Below are 25266 nucleotides of genomic sequence, written 5' to 3'. Positions count from 1 at the left end.
CCCGGCGGGTTCGTCCGAGGCGACGCAGCGAGGCACGGCGAGCGCGCGGCGGCTTGCGTCGCGGGGGTGGATGAGGCGAAGCTCCCGCCTTCGCACACGACCGTATGACCACGACCAACCAAGAACGTTCCCTCGCTGTGCTCGTCGGGGTGCAGCTCCCCGGCGTCGATGATGTGGAGCACGCCGCCGATCTGGCCGAGCTCGGCCGCCTCGTGCACACGCTCGGCTTCGATGTGATCGCGACCGTGTCGCAGCGGCGCAGCGCGCTCGCGGCGGCCGCGGTGCTCGGGGAGGGCAAGCTCAGGGAGCTCGCCGAGCTCACGGGCGGCAGCGGCGTCGTGCCCTCGGGCGCGCCGGAGCGAAAGAACAAGGCGCGCGCGCGCCGGGCCGCAGAGAGCGGTGAGGGCGACGAGGACGAGGTCGAGCTCGGCGGAGACGACGGCGACGACGCGGGCGACGGCGGCGCGGAGCCGCGCGCGGGCGGCGCCGGGCAGGCGGCGCGCCTGGCGACGGTCGTGGCGGTCGACCACGACATCTCGCCGAGCCAGGCGCGCAACCTGGAGCGGGCGACGGGCGCGCAGGTGCTCGACCGGGCGGGCGTGATCATCGAGATCTTCCACCGCCACGCGCGGAGCCGGGAGGCGAAGCTCGAGGTCGAGATCGCGCGGCTCAACTACGTCGCGCCGCGGCTCCGGGAGACGGGCGGCGGCGGCGACCGGCAGCGCGGCGGGATCGGCGGCAAGGGCGCCGGCGAGAGCGCGCTCGAGCTCGATCGGCGCAAGATCCGCGATCGCATCGCGGAGCTGAAGGAGGAGCTCGCCGCGGTCCAGCGCGAGCAGTCGACGCGCCGCGCGCTCCGGCAAGGGCAGCGCCGCGTCGCGCTGGTCGGCTACACGAACGCGGGGAAGTCGTCGCTGATGCGGGCGCTGACGGGCAGCGAGGTGCTCGTCGCCGACAAGCTCTTCGCGACGCTCGACACGACGGTGCGCGCGCTCCACCCGGAGGTGCGCCCGCGGATCCTCGTCTCGGACACGGTCGGCTTCATCAAGAAGCTGCCGCACGATCTCGTGGCGAGCTTCCGCTCGACGCTGGACGAGGCGCTCGAGGCGTCGCTCCTGCTCTACGTGGCCGACGCGTCGGATCCGACGTTCCGCGATCAGCTCGCGGTGACGCGCGGCGTGCTCTCCGAGATCGGCGCCAGCGAGGTGCCGAGCCGGCTCCTGCTGAACAAGGTGGACCGGCTCTCCGAGGAGGAGCGGGACGCGCTGCGCCTCGAGTTCCCCGAGGCGACGCAGCTGTCGGCGAAGATCCCGGACGACGTGGCGGCGCTGCGGGAGGCGATCATCGCGTTCTTCGAGCAGTCGATGGTGGAGGCCGAGCTGCTCTTGCCGTACGCGAAGCAGAGCCTCATCGGGGAGATCTACGAGAACGCGCGCGTGCTCTCGGAGGAGTACGACGACGTCGGCGGCCGGCTCTCGGTGCGGGCGCACGCGGCGGCGCTCGATCGGCTGCGCAGCCTGCTCGCGCGCTGAGGGGGCGGCGGGTGGCGTGAGTGCGCGTGGGCTCGGCTCGGGCGCGCGGCGTCAGCGCGGGCGGGCGGCGCGGGCGCGCGCGGCGTCGGCGTGCGCGGCGACGGCGCGCGCCTCGTCGGCCTGCAGGCGTCGCCGTCGCCTGCGGCGGCGCAGGACGATGCCGATCGCGAACGCCAGGAGGTGGAGCCCTGCAATCACCGCGACGAGGATCCACCGCTGCACGCGCCGAGCGTAGCACCGGAGCGCCGGAGCGCGGGCGTCCGGGGCGCGTGGTACGCTCCGCTGTCCGCTGTCGCTCCGCGCCATGAGCTCCTCCACCGACGCCGCGCTCGAAGCGATCGTCCAACGCGGGCTGGAGGCTTACCGCGCGGGGCGGTTCTTCGAGGCGCACGAGCTGTGGGAGTCCGGGTGGCGAGACGAGACGGACCCCGTGAGGAAGACGTTTCTCCAGGGGCTCATCCTCGTCGCCGCGGCCCTGCACAAGCTCACGAGGATGCGGAGCCCGCCGGGGGCGCTGCGCCTGCTCGACAAGGCGCGCGCGCGGCTCGCGGGCACGCCGGATGGCATGGGCGGGCTGGCGATCCCGCTGCTCGTCGACGACATCACCCGCGCAGCAGGCGTGATCGAGCAGCTCGCGCGCGGAGAGAGAACCGAGATCGACGCCTCGCTTCTGCCCAGGATGGAGATCGCGGGCGATCTCGCGCCGCCCTCGCCGTCCGGGGCGCGCTCGCGGCCGTGAGCTTCTGACCCGAACGGGCTCCGCAGTCGATATTGCGCTCGTCGCGTGCGACATGGGACGCGGGCGTGACATCGTTTGCCTGAGTGGTGTTCGCGCATCGGAAGCGCCCGTGTGGGGGGATATCGTGGCAGACGGGTACTGTGGAACCGGAGTGGAGGGGACGGCGAGCGCCGAGCCTCGGGCCAAGCTGCAAACCGAAAGGAGCCGCGTGACACGGCGCAAGCAGATCCTGATCGTGGACGACGACCAGGAGATCCGGGAAATGCTCGAGATCACGCTGGAGGAGGAGGGCTATGACGTCCTCTCGGCGAGCGACGGCGAGGCCGCGCTCGCGCTGCTGGAGCGCAACCGGCCGAATCTCATCCTGCTCGACATGCGCATGCCGGTGATGGACGGTTGGGGGTTCGCCCGCGCGTACGCGTCGTGTCCTGGTCCGCGCGCGCCCATCCTCGTGATGACGGCCGCGGTGGACGCCGGCACCTGGGCCCGCGAGGTGGGCGCGTGCGCGTCGGTCGCAAAGCCGTTCGATCTGAACCGCTTGCTCGATTCGATCGCGGCGCACGCGGGGTGCCCGTCCGGTCCGAGCCCGGCCTCCGCCTGAGCAGGTCCGGGCGCAGGCCCGGCGCGCCGCCTGAGCGGGGTCCTGCCGGGCGCGAGCCCGACGGCGCGAGCCCGACCCGGGCCGCGGCGGATCTGCCGAGGGGCTCGGCGGTGGATCAGTCGCCCGTGGCGCGGCGCATCGCGCAGAGGAGGTCGCCGCGGCACGGGTCGGTGGGAGCGCGGCGGTCGGTCGTGCTCGGCGCCGCAGGGCCCGGCTTGGCGCGCGTCGGCGCGGCTGCGCCCGTGGCCCGCGCGCGGCGCTCGGGCGCGCGCTGCGAGGCGGCGACGCCGTCGGGCGCGTCGCCAGAGCTGCTGCGCTCGGCAGGAGGCGCGACCGGCGCGCGCTCGGCGTGCGCCTCGATGCGCGGGAGCCGCGCCTCGACCGCGCGGGCGGCGGCGGCGAGGCCGGCCGCCGCGCGAGGGCCGGTGGCGGCGGCATCCGGGGCAGAGATGCCCGCCGTGAGGGCCGCGATCGCGGCGGCGCCTGCGAGCAGGACGGCGATCGAGCGGGCGCGCCACGCGCGCGCCGGCACGTCGAGCGCCGGCGCCTCGGGCGCGGGTGCGGACGGCTCGCCGAACGGGAAGATCGGCAAGAGGTCGAGGACCTGGGGGCGGGCGCCCTCCTCGCCGGCCTTCAGCGCGGTGAGGTCGATCTGCCCCGAGGACGCGTCGCGCTCCTCGCTCGCGGCGTGCGCCGCGGGCGGGATCGAGACGGCGGCATCCTCCGTGATCGCCGGCGTATCCAGCGAGGGCGCGTCCAGCGAGGGCGCGTCCACCGAGAACGAGACCGATGTGTCCTCTCCGGGGCTGGTGGCGGCGGCTCGCGGTTCGTTCGTCCACTCCTCGTGCTGCGTGTACTTCATGGTTGCTCCCGCTTCAGCCGTATCGGTCGAGCGCTGGAGTCGCGCCTGCGCCGGCCGGTCGGCGTGTCCTTTCGAGATTTGGACATGCACACGCGCGCGTGCTTGGGCCCGCCGCGCGCCCAGGCCCACGCTGATCGGCGGCGGTCGCCGAGCGCTGCGAGCGATTCCGCCCCTGCGCGCGCCGGCGTTCGCCGCGTTCGCCGCGTGCCTCGCGTTCGTCGCGCTCGCCGTGTTCGCGGTGACGCACGCGCCTGCTACCGAGGTCGGGGAGCACCTGAAGCGCGCCCGTCGGCGGCGTTCGCGATCTTGCGAGCGGGCTCGTGACGCCCATACTCTGGCCGCTCGGAGCGCCGAGGGGTGCAGCCGGTGGGCCTCATGACCGCGTGCGCTCGGGGAAGTTGGTTGCGATCGGGGCGTTCCTCGTCGAACAGAAGTTCCCACGCAAACGCGAATCGGATACTTGAGGTGAGATGAAACCTACACGGCTCTTCACGGTTCTGGGGGCGCTGATGTTCCCCCTTGCAGTGGCTCTGGTCACCAGCGGGTGCCCCAAGAAGGAAGAGGACGACGTTCCGCCGGTGCCCTCGGCGCCCGTCGAGCCGACGCCGGCCCCGACGCCGACCCCCACGACGCAGATCGTGCCCGAAGAGGACGCCGGGGCGGATGCGGCGGACGCCGACACGGCGGACGCGGACGCTGGAAAGAAGGTGGTCGGCACGAGCGATCCGAGCGGGATCCGCAAGTGCTGCGCGGCGCTGCGCCAGAACGCGAAGTCGGCCCCGCCCGAGCAGCAGGGCGGCTACCTCGCGGCCGCCTCGGCGTGCGACGGCCTGGCGAACTCGCCGCAGGGGCGGCAAGCGCTCTCGACCCTGCGCGGCCTCCTGGTCGGCGCGCAGATGCCGGCGTCCTGCCAGTAACGGGACGGACGGGCGGGCCAGCAGCGGTCGGGTAGCGGGTCACCGCCCAGCTTGTCAGATGCACCTGGCGAGCTGGGCCGGTCGTCCGGCTGTCGTGAGGGGGGTCGGGGAAGGCCGGAGCCGTCGGCCGTGCGCGGAGCCGTCAGCCGTGCGCGGAGCCGTCAGCCGTGCACGGAGCCGTCAGCCGTGCACGGAGCCGTCAGCCGTGCGCGGAGCCGTCAGCCGTGCACATAAACGAGCGTGCCGCCGCCCTCGATGTTCATCGCTCCGTGCCACTCGGGCGGGACGGCGGGCTCGGTCCACTCGAAGAGCCAGGCCGCGTCGGCAGGGGCCAGGTTGATGCAGCCGTGGCTGCGCGCCTTGCCGAACTCGTCGTGCCAGTACGCGCCATGCAGCGCGTAACCCCCGTGGAAGTACTGGGTGTACGGCACGTCACGCAGGTCGAACGCCGCCTCGGACGCCTCGTCATCGCCGTCCATCGTGGTCGAGACGTGCTTCGCGTGGATGTAGAACGAGCCACGGACGGTGGCGTCGGTCTCCTCGGGATCGGCCATGCCGCTGCGACCGCTGGAGATGAGCGCCGCGAACACGGGGCGCGTGCCCTCGTAAGCGACGAGCATCTGGCGGCGGATCGAGATGTCGATCCACTTCTTGCCGCCGCGCGCGAACCCCTGAGGGTCCTTGCGCAGCTCGGCGATGACGAGGTGGTCGGCGGCGAGCCATGAGCCCTCGGTGGTCTCGAGCAGCCCCTTGGCGCCGCCACGCGTGCGGCCGGTGAGCACCCAGCCCGAGCGGTGCGGCGCGAGGCCCGCGTTGACGAGCGCGCGGCCCGACGCGGAGAGGCGCTGCCGCGTGGTGCCGTGGACGCGGACGAAGGCAGGGGCGCCCTTCAAGGCGGGATCGGGGCGGGGATCGGTGCCGGGCGGCGGGGGAGGCAGCTCGTCGGCAGGCAGCTCGGCGATGGAGAAGCTCGCCGTGTCGGCCGGTGGAGCGGCGGCGGGCGTCGGGGCGGCCGAGGGCGTGGGGGATGCCGATGACGCCGCGGCGGCCGGGGATGCCGTGTCGGTGGCGCTCGCGGGGCCCTCGGCGCCCTCGGCGTCGAGATCCTTGATGATCACGCCGCGCATCGCGCTGAGGCGCGCGGGGCGGGTGCGATCGAGCGGGATGAGGTCGAGCTCGGTCGTGAGGCCGAAGCGGCGGTTGGTCCACTCGAAGGTCGTGATCAGGCCGAAGGCGGAGCTCTCCTTGGTGCGGCCCGTATGCACCGAGTAGTGGAGCTTCTCCTCGGCGCCGTACGGCTTGGGGAGATCCCGGCCGGCGAGGAGGAACTCCGGCACGGGATCGAGCGGCAACGACGAGGGCGCGACAGCGGCGCGGGCGAGGTGGACGCCGAGCTTGGACCCCTCGACGCGGCGCTGATCCTCGACGGTCGGGAGCCGGAAGTAGAGGTGCGGCGGGGGCGAGCGCGACATGACGTAGTGATAAGGCACCGGCGCGCCACGGCGCGGGCCGCGCACGGCGGCGGCGACCACCTGGTGCTCGAGCGCGAGCGACGCGCCCTTGCCCACGCAGACGTAACCGCGTGGCGCGATCCGGTACCAGCCGCCGGCACATCCGTCGGTGCCCGCAGGGAGCTCGGCCCGATCGACGACCGCGCCGGCGCGCAGGTAACCGAGCTTCGTCGAGCGCTCGTCGGGAGCGACGTAGATCCAGGTGCGCATCGCGATGCTGGCGATCTTCGCGCCCCGGCCCGGGAGCGTGGCCTCCTTCGAGGAGGGCGATGCGGCGGCCGATGACGCGAGCGACGCAGGAGACACGGCGTCCGGCGCGGCGGACCCAGGAGAGGGGGCCAGCGGTTCGGGCGAGGGGAGACCCGGGCCCGCGAGGGCGGCACCGGTGGCGAGCGGGGCGGTCGCGTGAGCGGAGCCGGAGCGGCGATCGTCGGTGGCCCTGCCGGGCGGGTCCTGGGACGGAGAGCAGGCCGCAGCCGAAAAGGCGAGCGGGGAGGCGACGGCGAAGGCGGAGGCGACGGCGAGAGCGCGGCGCAGGGCGCCGGAGGGCGAGCGGGAGGGCGCCGTGGTGCGGGAGCCGACGCGGGGGCGAGCGCGCGTGCGCGGAGAGCGCTGCGGTGCGGGCTGCGACGCGGGGGCGGAGGCTCGAGCGAGGGAAGGCATCGACGCGAAGGCGGAGGCAGGGACACCCAGGCCCGAGGTACGAAGGCGCGCGGGGCCAGCGAGCCAGCGGGCGACGAGAAGCCGAAGCTGGAGAGGGAGACGGGAGGGGGAAGAAGCGCTAGCGCTTGACCTTCTTCGCGAGCAGGTCACCCAGCGTGCCGAAGTTGCGAGGCGAAGGCTTCGCGCCCTTGTCGTTGCCGCCGCCGGAGCGCTCGCCCTTGGCGTACGACTCGAACTGGCCGCGCTCCTCGTCGACGCGGAGCGCGGAGATCGAGAGGCGGATCTTGCCGGACTCGTCCACGTTGAGGATCTTCGCCTCGACGTCCTGCCCCACCGTGAAGTGCTTCTTCAGGTCGGCGGAGCGAGGCGTCGCCGTCTCCGCCGTCGGGACGAGGCCGCGGCCCGAGCGGCCCGAGGTGCCTGCGATCTGGACGAAGACGCCGTAACGCTCGATGCCCGTCACCTTGCCCTTGACCCGCGCTCCCTCGACGAGCAGCGGCGCGCCGCCCGCGGCAGGCGCGGAGGCCGCGAGCGACGTCGCGCCGTCGCCGCCGTCGTTCGCGCGCACGACGACCGGCGTGAGGCGCACCTGACCGGTGCCAGCGTCGACGCCGGATACCACGGCCGAGATCCGCGAGCCGACCGCGACCCGGAGGTTGCCGTCGCCGTCGGCGAGCGCCGGGCGCTCGAACATGCCCTCCTGCTTGCCGCCAAGATCCGCGAAGACCGCCTCGCGAGCGATCGCGACCACGGTCACCTCGACGGTCTCCCCCGTGTGGTACTGGCGGCGGCGCTGCTTGCCAGCTCCTTCGGACTGCTCGAAGAGCGAAGCGAACGATTCCTTGGAGGCGGCGGAAGGGCGTGACGACGACATGGCGCGACCTCATAGCGCGAGGCGAGGGCGCGAGGAAGGCGGCGGTGAGCGGGAAGCGAGGGGAGAGGCGGGAGGAGGGGCAGGGGCCGAAGGGGGAGGAGGGGGACGGGACCGGGGAGAGGACGGGGAGGGCGGAGAGCAAGGAGGCGGCGGGAACGGAAAGGTGGAACCTGGCGGGGGCTTCTGCTAGCTTCGCCGGCCGCTGAATCGGGTCGATAGCTCAGTCGGTAGAGCTGCGGACTTTTAATCCGTAGGTCCAGGGTTCGAGTCCCTGTCGACCCACCAAGTAACTACGCGGAACTGCTGACCTTTCCGACCAGCATCCCCGCCTGTTCCAGGTTTTCTCCACGGACCGCCCCGGCAGGCGGCCCGTCGAGCAGCGCGATCGCGGTCCGCTTCGCGCTCGGCGACAGGTGCATGTAGCCCAGGGTCGTCGAGACTCGCGGTGCCCGGCACGCGGGAAGCCTGGCGTGGCCGCCACCGGTCGTGGCGGGCGACAGCGAGCCCTGCGGGGAGCGATGAGGCCGGGCAGGTCCACCCCGCCGAGGCCGGGAGCTCGCGCGCAAGGCGACTTGCGGCCGAGGAGCGACGGCGCATTCGCCGGGCACGCTGGCGCTCGGTGAGCCCTTCCCGCTCTTCCCGCTCGACCGTGGGTCCCCCCCGCCCGAAAGGGGGCATCACCATGGTGAGAGAAACGGTTCCGTGGCGTTGCACCATCGCGCTTCTTGCCGTGCTGTCTTCGGGGGCGGGGTGCTCTCAGTCCCCTCCGATCGGACAGCTTCCTGTGAACGCCTCGCAAGAGGCATCTCCCGTGGCGTCCGGGCAGACCATGGTCATGGGGATGGAGCGCCGGAGCGCGCGAACCCATGCGCCAACGGCTGCATCCCTGGGCGGGAACGCCACCATGAAAGCGGAACCTCCTGCCGCCAGCACGGATATGCACTGCCCGGGCCAACCATGGAGGCTCCCGCTTCGGCCCCCGACGCTCGCGATGGTGAGTCGATCTCAGATGGACAGCGTCCACCGGCCGATGCGAAACCTCGTCTGCTCAAGCTCTGCGTCCAGAGCTCACACCAGAAGAGCAAGGTGGACTCATTCCACCCATCGAAGGGTCTCCTCTCTCTGGTGAAGGCATATGATAAGCTGCACCAGCTGCCGTCGATCCAGGGATCCGCGCAGGTCCTCAGACCCGCACGAGGCGATCGAGCAGCCACCCCAGGGTCTCGGCAGGATCGGCGCACAGCCCGGTGTGGGAGGGCGACGGCTGCACGATGGTACTCGACGGGGAGACCAGCCACCCAAACCGCTCCTCCTGAGGGAGCCCGGCGACATAGCCCGAGGCCGGATCGCCGGCGCACACCAGGCGCACAAACTCCAGGTGCTGGCGCACCGCCGGTAGATCGAGGTCCGGCGCCAGGGCGAGCAGGCGGCGCTCGTCAGGCTCGCAGCGCACGTCGAGGAAGCCCCGGGAGCGACAGTGGAGCACCACCCCGACGTTGACGCGCTCGCCGCGCTCGATGCGCGGGACCACGCGGAGCACCGCATAGGCGAAGGCCTCGCGGGCCCCGAGTCGGCCCGGAGGGCTAGCGCCTAGCCCGAGCATCGAGCGCCTCCTCCACGAATCCCCGCGGCGGAGCGAGGCGGCGGTTCAGATAGTCGGCGTAGGCCGCGCGGCTCTCCTCGGGGTCCGTCGAGGGCGCCCGATCGACCAGCCACGCATCCGGGATCTCCGCGACGATGCCCGCGATCTTCTCGGGCGTGAGCAGGGCGCTCTGCACGGCGTCCGCAGCCGCGATGTCGGTCGCATAGGGGAGCAGTATGTGGCTCTCGATCTGCGGGAAGCGATCGTGGGCCTCGGCCAGGGGATCGACGCCCTCGCTCCAGGCGTGATGGACGTACAGCGCCGCGCCGTGATCGATGAGCCAGAGCTTCCTGTGCCAGAGGAGCAGGTTCGGGTTGCGGGGAGTGCGGTCCATGTTGCTGACGAAGGCGTCGAACCAGACCACGGCCGACGCGAGCGCCGGATCGAGCTTTCCGCCGGTGAACGGCTGGAACGCGAGCGACCCGGGGAGGTAGTCGAGCGCGACGTTCAGGCCGGCGCTCGCCGAGAGTATCTTAGCGATCTCGGGGTCCGGCTCGGTGCGCCCGAACTCCACGTCGAGCTCGATGAGGACGATCTCCGGCACTGGCAGCCCGAGGGCTCGCCCGATCTGCCCCGCGACGAGCTCCGCGATCAGGGCCTTCGGCCCCTGGCCGGCGCCGCGGAGCTTCACCACGTAGAGGCCATCGTCGTCCGCCTCGACGATGGCCGGCACCGACCCGCCCTCACGGAGCGGGGCTACATAGCGGGTCGTGCGCACGGTCCGGATCATTCGGCACCTCGGGAGCGGAGCAGATGCGCCTTCCGATCCCTGTCGAATCCATTCACCATTTTTACCTGATCATCCCATGCATCGATGAATGTCGGCCATCCGGGGCCGATCCTACTCCATCGCCAGCGCGGAAGGAAATCAACCTGAAGAGCGCCGGGTCGGTCACGCCGTGCGGAGCTGGCCGATCGTGTCGGCGATGAACCGCGCGGCGCGCAGGAGGCTCGCGTCCTGTCCGTGCTTCCCGACGACCTGCACGCCTACGGGCAACCCGTCCTTGCTCCTGCCGACAGGGATCACGACGCTCGGGTTGCCGAGCAGATTCACGAAGAAGGCGAATCCACCGACCGCGTTCCAGTATTCGACCTTCTTCTCTTTCCCGTTCACCGTCATGGGGACGGAGCGGCCAGTCTTTTGATGGCGGATGGCGACCGACGGAGTCGCGGGGACCACCCAACAATCGTATGCTTCAATGAAGCTCTCGAAGCGCCCCGACAGCTCGCGCTGCTCCGCCTTGAGCCTGGCGTAGCTGCCATCGAGCCCGCCGCGGAACGCCGAGCGCATCCACTCGAACATCCAGAACAAGCGATAGAACGCCGCGTCGGTCTCCTTCGTCTTGAATTCGTACATGTTCAGCATGAAATAGCTCAGGTTCGTCTTCCAGAGATCGAACGGAGAGGCGACCTTCTCGACCTGCGCCGCGCTCCCGCGCAGCGCGTCGAACGCCCTCTCGAGCTCCGCCGTTACCGCGTCGTCCATGGGGAAGGCGAACTCGTGCGTCCACGCGACGCGGGGCGGTGGAGCGCTCGTCGCGGCCGAGCATGACTCGCCGGAGAGCACATCGTAGCAGAGCATGAGATCGCGCACCGAGCGCGCGATCGGCCCGATCACCGTCAGGTGATCTTCCCGGCGAGGGGCGGCGTCGAGCGGAAACGCCGGCCCGTCCGACGGCACCTTCCGCAGCGACGGCTTGAAGCCGTAGACGCCGCAGTAGCTCGCGGGCACGCGGATGCTCCCGCCCGTGTCGGTCCCGATGCCGAGCGCGGAGAGCCCGAGCGCCACCGCCGCGGCCTCGCCGCCGGAGCTGCCGCCCGACGTCCGCGTGTTCTCCCACGGGTTGTTCGTGGTCCCGAAGATGGGGTTGCTCGTCTGCAGGTCGCCGCACAAGGTCGAGCAGTTCGTCTTGCCGATCACGATCGCGCCGGCCTCCTGGATCCGGTCGATGGCAGCTGCGTCGCGCTCCGGGACGAAATCGCGGAGCCGCTCGTGGCCGGCGGTGGTCCGGAGGCCGGCGGTGTGCAGGGCGTCCTTCACTGTCACCGGGACGCCGTGCAGCGGTCCGACGGCCTCGCCGCGCGCGAGCGCGAGGTCGGCCGCGCGTGCTCGCGCGCGGGCGCGCTCCTTGTCCAGCGTTACGATCGCGTTGACCGCGCCGTTCAGCCGCTCGATGCGCGCATAGCACGCCTCGACGACGTCAGCGGCGGAGAGGCTCCGCTGCCGGATCGCCTCCGCCAGCGCGGAGGCGTCGTAATTTACCAGATTGTCCGCAAGCGTCATCGGCCCGGACCCTTTCATGCGTGGTGGCTGAAATATCGAATCGCCTCTTCCACGTCATGGACGAAGAAGATGTGTTGCCCTCGATTGCACTCGGCGATGAAGGCGTGAAGGGTGTCGCCGGGGTATTTCGAGAAATCGCCGAGGATCGCGACGCGGATACGGTAGTTGACGAAGATCTGCAGGAGCTCACCTGCGATCCCGGTCTTCAGGCGGAAGAAGTCGGGGTCGAAGCAGGTCTCGTCGATCGCGATGCCGGCCACGTCGGTGTAGCCGTGCCCCACCATCACGTCGAGCGCGTCCTGCCGTGCGCGGATGGGCTTGTCCGTCGAGGTGACATGGACGATCCGCAGCGAGCCTCTCTCGATCAACTCCGTTCCCATATCGATATCTCCTTCGGCGTGGCGGTGCCCTAGGGGCGAGCGATCCCCTCGGGCAGCTCGCGCTCGATGCGCCGCTCGAACTCCTTTTCGCCGAGCTTGCCGCGCAGATCGAGGAGCCGCGTCCGCAGGCGCTCGACGAACGGCGCCTGCTGCGTCTCTAGGGCGCGCGTCCACAGCGCGCAGTAGTCGCGCAGAGCGTCGGCGTAGCTCCCCTGCTCATAGCGCACGTCGGCCTGCAGCGCCTCGAGCGAGTCGCCGAACCGCTTCGCGTCATCCATCGCCTTCAGTCGGTCCAGCGCCGACTGCGCGCCGGCGAAGGCGCCCCGCGCGGCGCGCGCCACGGCGACGTCGAAGAGCTGCTGCGCCTGGAACCCGGGCGGCGCGTCCGCGTACGGGATGTCGTGGAGGATCTCGTCCTCGAGACGCAGCGCCGCCCCCGCGTCGCCGAGCTCGACGTGACAGCGCGCGAGCGACCTGAGCGCCTGAACGGCGGCCGGCCACGCCCCGATGCGCTTGTAGAAGCGGTGAGCCTTCTCGTCGACGGCGATGGCCGTCGCCCAGTCCTGCCGGGCGCGGTAGAGCGCGTCGAGGAAGGTGGCGACCTGCTGGAACTGGCGCGCGCGGCGCAGCTCGATGGGCTCCGGCAGCGCGTCGAGCCACCGTTGCCAGGCGGCGGCCCCCTCGCACAGCGCCCGGTCGGCAGCGGCGCCGCTCGCGCCGAGCGCCTGTAGCGCGACGACCAGCCAGGCCAGCGAAGCCTCCGGCGGCGCCTCGCCGTCCACGTCGGGCACAGGCGACCGCTGCACGAGGCGGAGCGACCACGCGGCGCTCTCCGCTCCGAGCTGGGCCTGGCGCAAGAGCTGGTTGAACGCGTGCATCACGCCGAGGAAGCCGCGGAGGTCGCCCGCGAACCAGAGGCGCTCGAAATGCGCGACCCAGTGCCGCCGGTTCATCAGGAGATAGTGCGTGAGCGCGGGGTTGGCCCGGCCCTGCAGGTGCGCGCTCAGGATCCGCAGCCCCTCGCAGAGCGTCTGGCTGAGCTCGAGCTCCGCGTCGGCCGAGCCGCCGTCCCAGCGCTCGCTTCGGCCGGCGAGCTCCAGGAAGGCGCGGCACCGCGGGTCGATCATCCGGCCGTGCGGGAGTCGCACGAGGAACCCACGCCGCTCCCACAGCGCGAGCCCCTGGGAGAAGACGGCGGACTCGTCGCCCAGCCGCGCCAGGAGCCTCTTCGCCGGCGCGAAGGGCGTCTTTTGATCGACGGCCACCATCAGGATCTCGAGGAGCAGGCCGTCGACCTGCGCGCACGCGAGGAGCAGGCTCCTCCAGGGCTGCGGCATCTCAGCCCACTGCCACCCGTAGAACGCCTCGACCGGGGCGTGCCCCGTCGGGACGCGCGATCGTACCCCGTCGGCGACGCCCCTCACCGAGCCGTCGCGCAGGAGGCGGACCGCGCGCTCGAGGAGGAACGGGTGGCCTCGCGTCGCCGCGAGGAGCGCGGGCCAGTCCGCGTCGCGGTCCCGGCCCTGGAGGTCGCGCGCGCGGAGCTCGTCGGCCGCCAGCGCCTGCTGCTCGTCGGCGGAGAGCGGAGCCACCGGGAGCTCGACGAAGTCCGGCGCGACAGCGGCGGCCTTGGTCGCCCCGATCGTGACCACGACGTGTCCGGCCGCGAGGAGCTCGCGGACGAACTCGAGCAACGGGCCGGCGGCTGCCCCCGGCGCACCGTTGGCGCGATGGGCGGCGCGATCCACGTCGTCGAGCGCGAAGCAGCAGCGGAGCTTCGCGAGCGCGACCCTCGTCTCGGCCTTTCGATCTGGCGCGAGCCCGAGGACCGGCGCGATCATCTCGAGTATGTCGTCCACCGAGTACGGTTCGGCGCCAAAGTCGAAGTAGAAGGCGAAGTCGACCGCGTCGCGCTGCGCGAGGTACAGCGCGACGCGGTGCGCGGCGTGAGACTTGCCGGCGCCGGGCTCGCCCGTCAGCGCGATCGCGCGCCGGCCCCGGGCGATGGCGCCGAGCGCGGCGACCGCGACGCCGTCGCCGGCGTGCCGGAGGAGGGGCGGCAGGAGCGTCGCGTGAAAGCCGAGCAGACGGCGCCGTGCGCGCGCGAGCGCCTGCGATTCTTCGAGGCTCGCGCGCGCCTGCGCCTGCGCGAAGAACGAGACGGACTGCCCGCCGTAGTGGACGAGCAGGGGCCAGGCGTGGAACGGGCGCGGCTCCGACGTGAAGCGCGATGCCTCCGCGCGCTCGCAGAGCGCGCGCCGGGCGTCGACCACCGCCTCGCCGAGCGTGAGGCCCGCGGCCAGGCGCGTGTAGACTTCCTGGAAGCATCGTCCGCTCGTCCACGGATCGGCCGCGTACGCCGCGGCGATGACGTTGCCGAGGGACGCGTCGCGCGCGGCGCTCGCGACGGCGCTCACCGCCGCGGGCACAGCGACGGGGTGGGCGCCGTCGAAGGCTCCGCGGGTGTCGACCGCGAGCGCCGCCACCTTGCTGCGCACGAGCGCCCAGGCGAGCTCCGCCACCGCCACGCGCTCGAACGGGCCGTCGGGCCCGCCGAGGAGCACGCTGGCGATGCCGCCGTCGAGGACGATCGGCCCATCGTAGTGGAGGACGTGCACCGGGCGCCGGCGATCGACGAGGCGCGCCTGGAGCTCGGCCCAGCCCGCGGGGAAGATCTCGTAGTCGACGGCCCCCTCGGCGCCGAGCGACTCCGCGGCCCACTCGAGCGCGTGGCTCGAGGTGAACGGCAGGAGATCGCGGAGAGCCCTCGACACGACGTGGAGGATCCGCAAGGGCGCGTCGGGCGGGGGTTGCGGCGCCGGCGCGTCGCCCCGCATCTGCGCCTTCAACGCGGCCACCGCCTCCGGCTCCGGCGGCGTCACGCCCAGCTCGTAGGCGATCTGAGAATCGTCCTCCGAGCGCCCTCCGCGATGAAAGCGGCGGACGAAGTGCGCCGCCAGCGTCGACCACGGCTGGTCGGCGCCCGGCAGCACCATGAGCTCCCACGGCGCCGCGAGGAACGAGGCGCGCGACGACTCGATGAGGACGCCGACGCGGCGCGGCTCGCGCTCCCCGATCGCCGAGGCGAGCGCGGCGGGGCGCTCCTCGCCCTTCGCGAGGCGCTCGCCCATCGCCCGCCCTACGTCGGCGATGGCGCTCGCGACGCCGCGATCGTCGGGCGGCAGCGCCGTGGTCTGGGGATACTCCGCGAAGTACCAGGCGAGCCGTGCGTCGAGCTCGGCGCCGGCGAGCGCGGCGTTCGCCGAGGCGGCGAAGGTCTCCTTTCCCGCGGGGCGTTCGATCGAGATGTCGATCGCGTCTTCCCGCTCGCCCGCGCCGGGCCTGTCGACGATTCTCACGTGCATCTCGTCCTCGATGACCTAACGATCGCGGGGCTCGCCGGGCGCTACGCTCCGAAGCGGGACTTGATCCGCTCCCGGACCTCGGGGTGATGAAAGGTCTGCTCATGCATGGCGACCTCCATGTCGGCGACCACGGGGAGCCGCGCTCGGAGATCGGCGACCAGGTGGCTCTTCAGGATGACGAGCGAGCGGCGCGGCTTCTCCGCGAGCTGTCGCGCGAGCTGGTACGCGTGCGGCAGCACCTCCGCCCTCGGCACGACCGGGAACGACACGCCCCGCTGGGCCAGCTCGGCGCCCCGGTAGCTCCCCGCCGTCATGAGCATCTCCTGCGCCAGCGGGAGGCCCAGCTTCTCGCGCAAGATGAGCGTCGAGCCGAAGCCGGGCGTGAATCCGTATTTCATGAAGTTGGCGGTGTAGACGCTCTCGCGGCTGAGGACGACGAAGTCGGCGAACAGGCCGAGCGCGAAGCCGCCGCCGATCCCGTGCCCTTGCATGGCGGAGATCACCGGCACCTCGCAGGCGAGCGGGAGGTGGTAGATCGGCGTGTCGGTGAACTTCCCCTGCCCACCGGAGAGGCTCAGGAGCCCCTCCTGCGTGCCTCCCGAGCAGAAGTAGGTGTCGTACCCGGTGACGACGACGACCTTGCAGTCCGGATCGGACGCCACGCGACGGAACGCGTCCACCAGCCCGGCGCAGATCCCCTCGGAGAACGTGTTCTTGTACGTGCGATCTTCCATCTTGATCTGCACGATGGAAGGCTCGACGGTCGTGAGGTGAACGACGGGCGTTGCCATGTTAGGGGCGCTCCCAGGGGAAGATCCCCTCATCGACGTAGCGCATGATGCCCTCGATGTTGCGCGGATCGGAGAACACCTCCTTGTTCGTCGCGAGCGCCAGCGGCCGGCTCGCGGCGACGGCGCCGCCGAGGGCTGACGAGAACCGCTTGTAGCGGGCTACCGCGGTCTTGCTCAACCTCCGGAGGCGCGAGAGGTGCCGCCGGAGGAGCGCGTCGCTGTTCGCGTCGTACGCGTCGACGAGACCGTACGCCGCGGCTTGTGACACGTCGAGCGGATGAGTCATGAGGGTCATATAGTGCGCCTTCTGGAAGCCCACGCGGCGCACAAGGAACGGCATGACGCAGGCCGGGATCAACCCGAAGAGGAGCTCGGAGAGGCTGAACGTCGCTGTCGCGTCGGCGACCACGATGTCGCTCGCCGCGACGAAGCCGATGCCGCCGGCGTTCGCCTTCCCGCGCACGTGCGAGATCACGACGTACGGGCCGGTGGTGAGCCGCATCCAGAGGTCGTACAGCGGCTCGGGGCCGCGCATTACGCCCTGCGCCGCCCGTATCGCCGAGAAGTCGGCGCCGAAGCAGAACGTCTCCGGGAGCCCCTCGATCACCACGATGGTCGCGGCGTCCTCGCAGCGATCGAGCACGTCGGAACATTCGTCGATCAGCCGATCGTCGATCGTGTTCTGCGCCTCGGGTCGGTGGATCTGCATGAAGCAGATCCCGTCCTGGTTCCTGACGCGCAGCGTCTGGTAGGGAGGGACGGCGGTCACGGCGTCCACTCGTACTCGCGGTGGAAGTTCGCTACCGCCCGGAGCTTCAGACGGCGCTCCCCTTCGCGGACCGGCTTCGCCGCCGGCAGGCCTGCCTCGCGCACCTCGACGTCCCGCGTGCCGAACCGGAGCTGGCTATTTCCGCGGATCAGGTAATCGTACTCTGCGATCGACAACGGGTGACGGTCGTCGAGCTGCCGGCCGATGCGGAGCTCGCGCACGGCTTCCTGCCCCTCGCGGCGTACGACGCCGCTCAGGAACTCGGAACAGCACCCCGAGCCGTACGAGAAATACCCGATGCGCTCCGGTGCCTGGAAGTCGCCGTGGGCGATCGTGCTCACGAGCGACAGCAGCGACGTGGCGCCCATGATGTTGCCGACGCGCTGGCAGTAGACGAGCCCCGGGCTCACGCGCCGCGCGAAGTCCTCCTCGATCTCCGCCGGCTTCGCCCGCGCCATCTTGCGCATCATGGTGCGGTGCGCGCCCTTCACCATCCCGCCGAACGGCGTGTGGAACGCCAGGTATCCGAACGAGCGCACGTAATCGACGTCGCGGACCCTCTTCTTGTATTCGAGGAATGCGTTCTCGCAGCAGTCGAGGTACGAGAGCAGCGATAGATCGGCGTCGCCAGCCTCGATGTCGGGAGCCGGACGGCACGTATCCATCACCTCGTAGCCGTAGTAACCGCTGGCCCCAACGTCAAGCTGGAAGACGCGCGGGCGATCGCTGACGAGGAGCGCGACGGCGCCGGCGCCGGCGCTCGGCTCCGCGAACGCCGCCTCCGGCGCCGGCGCGTCCGCGCCCTCGGCCACCATGTAGCGCGAGATGTCCGTCGCCACGACCAGCGCCTTCGCCCCGGGCGACACCTGCGAGAGCACGAAGCTCACGGCCGCCTGGAGCCCAGCGGTTCCGGAGTAGCAGGCCTGCTTGATCTCGAAGAGACGGCAGTTGCGACTCAGCCTCAGGTGATGGTGCAGGTACGTGCTGATCGACTTGCCGAAGTCGATGCCCGACTCCGTGCACGTGATCAGCATCTCGATACGATCCTTCTCCGCGGTGGAGAGCGCGTCGACGATCGGCCGCGCGGCGTTCGCGCCGAACGTCACAGGATCCTCGTAGGGCAGGGCGACCGTCTTCTCCATCATCAGGAGCCCCTGGAAGCGGCCCGCATCCAGCTTCCGGTGTCGCGCGAGCTGCGCAACGTCGAGGCACGCCGTCCCGCAGAACGCGTTTATCGCTTCGATTCCTACTGCCATCATGCCGCCGCTCCTTAGGTCATCCGCTGTACTTGCGCAGACACAAGGCTGTGTTGATCCCGCCGAAGCCCATGCTCAGCGTGAGCGCGGTCTTCATCGTGTGCGCGACGGCCTCTCCGCGCACCCAGTTGAATGACGGGTCGATCGGGTCGTCGAGATTTCTTGACGGGTGCAGCCGACCTTCCTGCATCTGAAGGAGCGTCGCGATCACCTCGACCGCGCCCGCGGCGCTCAGCCCGTGGCCCACCAGCGATTTGGTCGCGTTCAGGCGAGCGTGGGACAGCCCGCAGGCGCGGAGCGCCTCGAGCTCCGTCTCGTCGCCCACCACCGAGCCCGTGCCGTGCGGGTTCACGTAGTCGATGTCAGCGGGCGCGCACCCGGCGCATCGCAGCGCCCTGCGGATCGCCTCGACCTCGCCGTCGAGCGACGGATCCGGGTTCCGGTTGGCGTCCATCGCGATCCCCCAGCCCGACAGCCAGGCGTAGGGTCTGACGCCGCGGCGCGCGGCGCGCGGCAGCGCCTCGACGACCACCGCGCCGCAGCACTCGCCGTAGATGAACCCGTCGCGAGCGCGGTCGAACGGGCGACACGCCCGCTCGGGGGCGGCGGCGTGGCGCTCGGAGCCCATCGCGCCGAGGCTCGCGAGCCCTTGGCACTCCCAGAAAGAGATATCCATCAGCGCGCCGAGGGCGATGCACACGTCGACGTGGCCGGCCTGCACCGCCTGGATCGCTTGGATGATCGCGAGCTGCCCGCTCGCGGACGCGCCGCCCGCGGTGTACGCGAGCCCCCGGATACCGAACTGCTCGGTGCAGAAGCCGCACAGATCCGTGTCCATGAACGACACGCCGTAGGTCGGCCGGAGGAAGTCTGCCCGGCCCGCGTACTCCTCGTGCGCCAGGACGAGGTCGCGCTGCTGCACGTTCGAGCCGCCGACGACGAGGCCGATGCGCCGCGGATCGACGTCGTCGAGGCGCGCGTCGCGCCATGCCTCGTGCAATGTCGCGAGGGCGACCCGGGCGGAGAACGACGCTTTGCGCAGCGTCTGCGGCGCCATACCCTCCGGAGCCTGGAGCGAGGCGATCTCGGCCCCCAGGAACGCAGTGCCCTTCTGGCGCCCGGGTCGCTGCATCACCCCGAAGGCCGACTCGCCGCGCAGAAGGGCACGCGCGAACGCGTCGCGCGTCTGCCCGATCGCCGAGGTGACGCCGACGCCCGTGATGGCCGCTTCAGGCTCCCCGGAGCTTCGCATGCAACAGATCCGCAAGCTCGCCGATGTTGCTTGGACCGAACGTCTCGACCCGCGGGATCTTGAGCGACAGCGACTCGAGCGTCAGCATGACGATCTCGGCGCGGTCCACGGAGTTGGCTCCCAGATCCTGCAACCGGTCGCTGTCCTGGAACCGGTGCTGCTCCAGCTCGGGCAGCACCTCGCGCGCATGGCGGGCGATCAAATCGAATATTTCTTGCCGGTTCATGATTATGAGCTCACAGATTGAGGAGGCTCGGCGGCTTCCTTCATCGCGCCGAACCGTGCGTTCAACAGATCAGCAGTCCCTTCCATGATGCGTCGAGCGATGTCGGCGACATAGCGGTTCTGCCACGGCTCGATCGCGGTCCCCTTCGTCCATTGGTTGAACGCGCCCAGCGCGGGGCCGCAGTGGATCTGGTAATCGAGACGCTGGTCCTCGACGCCCTCCAGGGCGAGGCGCGTCGTGTGGGCGAAGTACCACCGAAACACCGCGGCCATCTTCTGCTTCGGGCTGCGCTCGATCTCCGCGAGCCTGTGCGGGTAGGTCCTCGCGTAGTAGCTCCTCGTCTCGCTCCAGACCGCGTCGAACGATCGCCGGAAGTACTTCTCCTGGATCTGCTGCCGGGTCTTCGCGTCGATCTCCTCCAGCGAGCCGTGTCGCATGTAGAGCTCGTGGAGCTTGTTCGCCCGCGCCGGGAAGAACAGCCCGCGCCGCACGACTTGAATCTTCGACCCGAGCTCGAACATGTCGCCGGCCGGCGCGTACGTCGTGTCCTGCACGTTCAACTGCTGGAGCAGCGCCTTCACCGGCTCGCTCGTGCCCGCTTCGCGCGTACACTGGTTGATCGAGCCCGTGAGGATGAAGTCGGCGCCCATGACGAAGGCCGCCGCGGCCGCGTGAGGCGTGCCTATCCCGCCCGCCGCTCCGACGCGGATACGCTTCTCGTAGCGGTACCTCGTCATCATCTCGTCGCGGAGCACGAGCATCGCCGGCAGCAGCGCGAACGCGACGCCCTGATCGGTGTGGCCCCCCGAGTCCGCCTCCACGCAGACGTCGTCCGCCATCGGCACGAGAGGAGCGAGCGCGGCGTCCTGCTCGGTGAGCTTCCCCGACTCGACGAGCTGTCGGACCACCGCCTCCGGAGCGGGCTGCATGAAGGCCGCAGCCACCTCGGGCCGCGACACCTTGGCGAGGACGCGCCGGGGCGCGACCAGGGTCCGCCCCGCGCCGCTCGCGAGCCCCTGGAGCCGGTACCGCACGAGCGCCGGCGTGACCCGCATGTAGGCCGCGGCCTCGACGCACCGCACTCCGTGCCGCAGATAGAGATCGATCGTGCGCTCTTCCAGCTCCGGCGACTCGAGGTTCGAGAGCAGGTTCATTCCATACGCTCTCCCCGCGATCACGGACTGGATCGAGCGAATGGACGCCTCGATCTCGCGCTCGTCGAGCCCGCCCGTCCCGAGGTAAGCGATGAAGCCCGCCTTGCCCATCGCGACGACGAGCTCCTTGGACGCGATTCCCTTATACATCGCCCCTGCGACGTAGGCATATTCCACGCCATAATCCGCCTTGAACGAGCGATCGCCCAGGGATTTCGCGTTGATCATCGAGGAGCTGCCGCCGTTCGACGTAGGCCACGGATCGCAGGGAGTCGTCGTATCGAGAACGATTGCCTCGAGATGCGAAAACGCACGTACAACCCCTTCAATCAGGGCAGGTTCGAGCCCTCTCCGCGAAATCTTGATATCGTCAGCGACTCATTCGTTCGCGACGCCCGTGGCAGATACCACGCTGCATCGACGGGCGCAAGAGGGGAGGCCGGCGTGGAAATCACTTGTCCATGGGATATAAGGAGTCCCTCGCCTTATGCATGCCACACGCATCGTTTCGCCGTCGATGTGCGCGTCAGGTGTGTGTGAAAAATTTCAGTGTAGATTCACTGGGGTGGTCAGCACGCTGAGGGGACGGGCGGAGGGCGTGGGCTGACGGCGCGCCGGCGTCGTAGGTGACGAGTTACATGACGAGTGACGAGTGCGCCGTACCCAACCGTACCCAAGGAGCGCGCAACCGGTACGCAACGACGTCGCGCCGAGGTCGAGCAAAGCTGTCTGAGCGCTTACCTCGGCTTGACGCGCGCGCGCGTCGCGATAACCTGCGTGGGTGCAGCGAGCGGGACGCGCTCGCCGGCGAGGTCGAGACGCTGCACGAGAGCAACGCGCGGTTGGAGCGAGAACGCCGGTACCTTGAACCCACAGATCGAGCGGATCCCAGAACGTCTCCGCACCCTGCTGACCCAGGCCGGTGACCATGTCCACTCCCTCGCGCGCCTTGGCCCCCCCGGGAGCTGGCCGACGGGGAGGGGTACTGTCGTCGATGGTGATGCTTCTCCGCTCCGGTCTGCTTAACAGGTTCTGTAGGGCGTCAAGTGAAATGTGCGGATGCCTCGTTACCTGTCTTCGACCGTCTGTCACGCCTCAATGCGCATCCGCTCGTGCTCACGACCCCTTGATGCAGTGGTATTGGAATTGTCATGAATTGAGCCGGCAAGGAAGAAGCAAACAGAAGCTGAAACAGAAGCTGAAACAGAAGCTGAAACAGAAGCTGAAGAAGCTGAAACAGAAAAGAGCTATTCCAATGACCCAGGCGGGCGTCGCGCATACTTTGCTCCACCCTTGACAAGGCAACAGGCGCGGATATGGTCCGCGGTTCGACACGGCTGCCTACGGCGGATTGGTCCATGAGCTGCTTCAGCGGACGGTCAACGCCCGGAGCTCATCTCTATGGAAGCGATTGTCAAGAGGTATCTGTCTGAGCGACTGTTGATCGAATTCGACGGTGAAAGCGGAATCGAGGCAGACAGCGATCTGTTCCAGCTCGGCTTGATGGATTCTCAGGCCTACGTCGAGCTCATCCAGTTTATCGAGCGTGAGTTCGGCCTGAGATTCACGGATGAAGAGCTCCTGTCCAACGTGGTGGTCTCGCTGTCCGGGATCGTCTCGCTCGTGTCCGGTGCAATGGACGAGCGCGCGCGTCAGAACGCGCTCCGGGGATGAAGGCGCTCCTGTTCCCCGGGCAAGGGGCGCAAGATCCGGCCATGTGTTCGGGAGTGATGGGGCACCCCCGGTTCGCCGAGCGATACGGCGTGATCTGCGATTCGACGCGCACCGACGTCTTGCGGAGGATCCAGGAAGGCGACGTCGGGATCCTCGATCAGAACCGGTTCAGCTCGCTGATGACCGTGTTGGTCAGCGCGGTCTTGCTCGACATGCTCCGGGAGCGTGATGCGGCGACCCCTGAGTATTTCGCCGGGTACAGCGTCGGTCAGTGGTCGGCCATGTACGCCGCGGGGATGCTCACGTACGAGCAGACGATCGCGGCGCTCGTCGAGCGCGCGCGCCTCATGGACGAGTGCGTGGAGCGTCGCCCCGGCGCGATGTGCGCAGTGATCGGGCTCCGCGAAGCGGTGCTCGAGCAGGTACTGGCCGACCTGCGCTCGCGGGGGCATCTCGTGTTCATCGCGAACTACAACTGCGTCGGGCAGTACTCGATCTCCGGCGCCGTGCCGGCGATCGCGCTCGCCGAGGAGGAGCTGCGAGCGCACCGGCCGAAGAAGATCGTCCGGCTGCCGGTCAGCGGCGCATGGCACTGCCCGATGCTGGAGGACGCGCAGGTGAGATTCGCCGAGGTGCTGGCGGGCGTCCGCTTCGGGCCCCGCGCGGCGCCGGTGCTGGACAACGTCACGGGGGACTGGCTGCCCGACGAGCCCGAAGCGCTGCGCGACGGCCTGGCGCGCCACATCAGCCACCCCGTGCAGTGGGAGCGTGGGATCAAGAAGCTCGCTGCGCTCGGGTGCCGTCGGTTCGTCGAGGTCGGGTACGGGAATAGCCTTACGAAGTTCGGGTTCTTCATCGATCGACAGGCCGAGTTCAGCGCATTCCACGGCGAGGGCGTTGCATGTGCGGGATAGCAGGTTTGTTCCAGGAAGAGCTCTCGCCGGAGGCGCGCCGTGATTGCGTGGTGCGAATGCTGGCGCGCCTCCGCCACCGCGGCCCCGACGAGATGGGGTACTACTTCGACGACTCCGTCGCGATCGGCAACGCGCGCCTCAGCATCGTGGATCTCGCCGGCGGCCAGCAGCCGATCGGCGATCCGACGGGTCGGTACTGGATCGTCTTCAACGGCGAGATCTACAACTACAAGGAGCTCGGAGCGGAGCTGGTCGCCGCCGGCCACCGGTTCGCCTCGAGCTCCGACACGGAGGTGCTGCTCCACGCATGGATCGCGTGGGGCCCGGCGGCGTTCACGCGTCTGAACGGCGCGTTCGCGTTCTGTATCTACGATCGGCGCGACAGAACGCTGGTGCTGGCGAGGGATCGGTTCGGCAAGCGGCCGCTCTACTACGTGCGCGACGCGGAAGGGGTCGTCTTCGGCTCGGAGCTGAAGTGCTTCCTGGAGTACGAGCCGTTCCGCTTCGAGCTCGACCCTGGACAGCTCGCGTCGATCTTCCGCATCTGGACGCCGCTGGAGGATCAATGCGGGTTCCGCTCGGTGAGGCAGGTCCCGGCCGGCGCGTACGCGCAGGTCACGGGGAGCTCGTTCGACATCGTTCACTACGCGCCGCTGAGGATCGATCGCCCCCCGCCCGGCCTCTCCGAGCCGGAGGCCGCGGCGCAGGTGCGCGACGCGCTCTCGAAGAGCGTGCGGCTCCGATTGCGCAGCGACGTCGAGGTCGGCACCTACCTGAGCGGGGGGATCGACTCTGCGATCGTCGCGACGTTGATCGCGGAGAACTCGACCGGTAGAACGAAGAGCTTCTCGATCCGCTTCGAAGAGGACGAGTTCGATGAATCGGGCGACCAGGAGCTGATGTCGTCCTTCCTCGGGACGGAGCACGCTTCGATCCGGATCGGGAGCCAGGAGATCGTAGACGCCTTCCCCGAGGCGCTCTGGCACGCCGAGGTCCCGGTGTTCCGGACCGCGTTCGTGCCGATGTTTCTCCTGTCCCGGCTGGTGAAGGACCACGGCATCAAGGTGGTGCTGACCGGCGAGGGCGCGGACGAGGCGTTCCTCGGCTACGACATCTTCAGAGAGACGCTGCTCCGCGCCGAGTGGGCGGAGATGGAGCCCGCCGCGCGGCGGCGCAAGCTCTCGCGCCTGTATCCGTATCTGCGGCAGTTCGACGAGCGGAACCTCGCGGCGCTCGCCGCGCTCTTCGAGCGGCTCTCGCGCGATCCGCCCACCGATTTCTTCTCGCATGAGCTGCGATTCCTCAATTCGCAGCTCTCGGCGAGGTTGCTGGCGGGACGGCACGACGCGCTCCGGCCCCTGACCGAGCACGTCGCGGCGCCGCACGAGCGGTACGCGCCGCTCTCGCGCGTCCAGAAGGCGCAGTGGCTGGAATTCAAGACGTTGCTGGCAGGATATCTGCTGTCGACCCAGGGCGACCGGATGAGCCTCGCGCACGGCGTGGAGAATCGCTGCCCGTTCCTGGATCCGGACGTCGTCGCGCTGGGGTGCGCGACGAGCCTCGCGTTCGACGACGGCTTCGACGAGAAATACCTGCTCAAGAAGGCGTTCGCCGCCAAGCTGCCCGAGCGAATTCTGAAGAAGCCGAAGCAGCCTTACCGCGCGCCGGACGCGAGCGCGTTCCTGAAGCGCCAGCCGGACTACCTCTCCGTGATCCGATCCAAGGCCGAGCTCGAGAAGATCGGCGTACTGGATGTGAAATTCTGCGCGGCGTTCGTCGAGCGGATGCTCTCGAAGCCGGCCGAGTCGATCAGCCAGGCGGAGAACCAAACATTTCTGTTCCTTCTCTCGACGGCGCTGC

Annotated in this window: 22 protein-coding genes and 1 tRNA gene (1 of these 23 only partly in view); 8 read left to right on the top strand and 15 right to left on the bottom strand. The window is 70.1% G+C overall.

Annotation, left to right across the window (positions count from 1 at the left end; all coding sequences use genetic code 11):
* Positions 1-104 precede the first annotated feature (104 nt).
* Positions 105-1532 carry a GTPase HflX gene (gene hflX / locus ACSRUE_RS31990; protein ID WP_441286902.1) on the top strand — a complete coding sequence of 476 codons (1428 nt, stop codon included), beginning with the start codon at positions 105-107 and terminating at the stop codon, positions 1530-1532.
* Positions 1533-1583: 51 nt separating this feature from the next.
* On the opposite strand, the gene ACSRUE_RS31985 is transcribed toward hflX, so the two are convergent.
* Positions 1584-1754: a hypothetical protein gene (locus tag ACSRUE_RS31985; RefSeq protein ID WP_441286901.1), complete on the bottom strand. Its 171-nt coding sequence runs from the start codon at positions 1752-1754 to the stop codon at positions 1584-1586.
* Positions 1755-1836: 82 nt separating this feature from the next.
* On the opposite strand from ACSRUE_RS31985, the gene ACSRUE_RS31980 reads away from it, so the two are divergent.
* Positions 1837-2271: a DUF309 domain-containing protein gene (locus ACSRUE_RS31980; RefSeq protein WP_441286900.1), complete on the top strand. Its 435-nt coding sequence runs from the start codon at positions 1837-1839 to the stop codon at positions 2269-2271.
* Positions 2272-2479: 208 nt separating this feature from the next.
* Complete coding sequence (locus ACSRUE_RS31975) at positions 2480-2872, top strand: response regulator (protein WP_231864879.1); 393 nt, start codon at positions 2480-2482, stop codon at positions 2870-2872.
* 115 nt (positions 2873-2987) lie between these two features.
* On the opposite strand, the gene ACSRUE_RS31970 is transcribed toward ACSRUE_RS31975, so the two are convergent.
* Positions 2988-3734 carry a hypothetical protein gene (locus ACSRUE_RS31970; protein ID WP_441286899.1) on the bottom strand — a complete coding sequence of 249 codons (747 nt, stop codon included), beginning with the start codon at positions 3732-3734 and terminating at the stop codon, positions 2988-2990.
* Positions 3735-4204: 470 nt separating this feature from the next.
* On the opposite strand from ACSRUE_RS31970, the gene ACSRUE_RS31965 reads away from it, so the two are divergent.
* Positions 4205-4651 (top strand): acyltransferase, encoded by a 447-nt coding sequence (locus tag ACSRUE_RS31965; protein WP_441286898.1) that lies wholly within the window; start codon positions 4205-4207, stop codon positions 4649-4651.
* A gap of 218 nt (positions 4652-4869) precedes the next feature.
* Here the strand turns inward: ACSRUE_RS31965 and ACSRUE_RS31960 are convergent, their stop codons facing one another.
* Entirely contained in the window at positions 4870-6468 is a 1599-nt protein-coding gene (locus ACSRUE_RS31960; RefSeq protein ID WP_441286897.1) for a L,D-transpeptidase, read from the bottom strand.
* A 475-nt stretch (positions 6469-6943) separates the two neighbouring features.
* A complete protein-coding gene (locus ACSRUE_RS31955) occupies positions 6944-7699 on the bottom strand; it encodes a S1 RNA-binding domain-containing protein (RefSeq protein WP_441286896.1) in 756 nt (251 codons plus the stop codon).
* 209 nt (positions 7700-7908) lie between these two features.
* Here ACSRUE_RS31955 and ACSRUE_RS31950 point away from each other — a divergent pair.
* Positions 7909-7984: transfer RNA gene (locus tag ACSRUE_RS31950), tRNA-Lys, on the top strand.
* 898 nt (positions 7985-8882) lie between these two features.
* Here the strand turns inward: ACSRUE_RS31950 and ACSRUE_RS31945 are convergent.
* From ACSRUE_RS31945 to ACSRUE_RS31895, 11 genes are all read right to left on the bottom strand, one after another.
* Positions 8883-9302, bottom strand: a complete 420-nt coding sequence (locus tag ACSRUE_RS31945; protein WP_441286895.1) for a DUF3037 domain-containing protein — start codon at positions 9300-9302, stop codon at positions 8883-8885.
* Positions 9283-10071, bottom strand: coding sequence for a HipA family kinase (locus ACSRUE_RS31940; RefSeq protein ID WP_012235806.1), 789 nt, complete (start codon positions 10069-10071; stop codon positions 9283-9285). The genes ACSRUE_RS31945 and ACSRUE_RS31940 overlap by 20 nt, the downstream gene beginning before the upstream one ends.
* Before the next feature lie 162 nt (positions 10072-10233).
* Positions 10234-11625 carry an amidase gene (locus tag ACSRUE_RS31935; RefSeq protein ID WP_012235807.1) on the bottom strand — a complete coding sequence of 464 codons (1392 nt, stop codon included), beginning with the start codon at positions 11623-11625 and terminating at the stop codon, positions 10234-10236.
* Between the two features lie 14 nt (positions 11626-11639).
* A complete protein-coding gene (locus ACSRUE_RS31930) occupies positions 11640-12005 on the bottom strand; it encodes a DUF4180 domain-containing protein (protein WP_012235808.1) in 366 nt (121 codons plus the stop codon).
* Positions 12006-12034: 29 nt separating this feature from the next.
* A complete protein-coding gene (locus tag ACSRUE_RS31925) occupies positions 12035-15364 on the bottom strand; it encodes an NACHT domain-containing protein (protein ID WP_441286894.1) in 3330 nt (1109 codons plus the stop codon).
* A gap of 47 nt (positions 15365-15411) precedes the next feature.
* Positions 15412-16161, bottom strand: a complete 750-nt coding sequence (locus ACSRUE_RS31920; RefSeq protein ID WP_012235810.1) for a polyketide synthase — start codon at positions 16159-16161, stop codon at positions 15412-15414.
* A 1-nt stretch (position 16162) separates the two neighbouring features.
* Positions 16163-16870 carry an enoyl-CoA hydratase/isomerase gene (locus ACSRUE_RS31915; protein WP_044968581.1) on the bottom strand — a complete coding sequence of 236 codons (708 nt, stop codon included), beginning with the start codon at positions 16868-16870 and terminating at the stop codon, positions 16163-16165.
* Positions 16871-16926: 56 nt separating this feature from the next.
* Entirely contained in the window at positions 16927-18189 is a 1263-nt protein-coding gene (locus ACSRUE_RS31910) for a hydroxymethylglutaryl-CoA synthase family protein (RefSeq protein WP_012235812.1), read from the bottom strand.
* Between the two features lie 16 nt (positions 18190-18205).
* Positions 18206-19438: a beta-ketoacyl synthase N-terminal-like domain-containing protein gene (locus ACSRUE_RS31905; RefSeq protein ID WP_441286893.1), complete on the bottom strand. Its 1233-nt coding sequence runs from the start codon at positions 19436-19438 to the stop codon at positions 18206-18208.
* The gene (locus ACSRUE_RS31900) at positions 19416-19664 is read right to left on the bottom strand and encodes an acyl carrier protein (protein ID WP_012235814.1); all 249 of its coding nucleotides are present in this window, start codon (positions 19662-19664) and stop codon (positions 19416-19418) included. Before ACSRUE_RS31900 ends, ACSRUE_RS31905 begins: the two co-directional genes overlap by 23 nt.
* Before the next feature lie 2 nt (positions 19665-19666).
* A complete protein-coding gene (locus tag ACSRUE_RS31895) occupies positions 19667-21046 on the bottom strand; it encodes a PfaD family polyunsaturated fatty acid/polyketide biosynthesis protein (RefSeq protein WP_441286892.1) in 1380 nt (459 codons plus the stop codon).
* A 1212-nt stretch (positions 21047-22258) separates the two neighbouring features.
* Here ACSRUE_RS31895 and ACSRUE_RS31890 point away from each other — a divergent pair.
* The 3 genes in view from ACSRUE_RS31890 to asnB are tightly spaced (at most 47 nt apart) and all read left to right on the top strand, a layout consistent with a single transcriptional unit that may run on beyond the window.
* Entirely contained in the window at positions 22259-22492 is a 234-nt protein-coding gene (locus ACSRUE_RS31890; protein ID WP_441286891.1) for an acyl carrier protein, read from the top strand.
* Positions 22489-23406: an ACP S-malonyltransferase gene (locus tag ACSRUE_RS31885; protein ID WP_441286890.1), complete on the top strand. Its 918-nt coding sequence runs from the start codon at positions 22489-22491 to the stop codon at positions 23404-23406. The genes ACSRUE_RS31890 and ACSRUE_RS31885 overlap by 4 nt, the downstream gene beginning before the upstream one ends.
* Positions 23407-23453: 47 nt before the next feature.
* A protein-coding gene (gene asnB, locus ACSRUE_RS31880) for an asparagine synthase (glutamine-hydrolyzing) (protein WP_441286889.1) crosses the window boundary here: on the top strand, positions 23454-25266 show its 5' portion. The gene runs 92 nt beyond the window's last position; only the first 1813 of its 1905 coding nucleotides appear in the window; its start codon is at positions 23454-23456; its stop codon lies beyond the right edge, outside the window.

Source organism: Sorangium sp. KYC3313 (assembly GCF_052075895.1).
Classification (GTDB): domain Bacteria; phylum Myxococcota_A; class Polyangia; order Polyangiales; family Polyangiaceae; genus Sorangium; species Sorangium cellulosum_B.
Note: the sequence above shows the minus strand (reverse complement) of the source record. Positions and strands in the feature narration are given on the sequence as shown.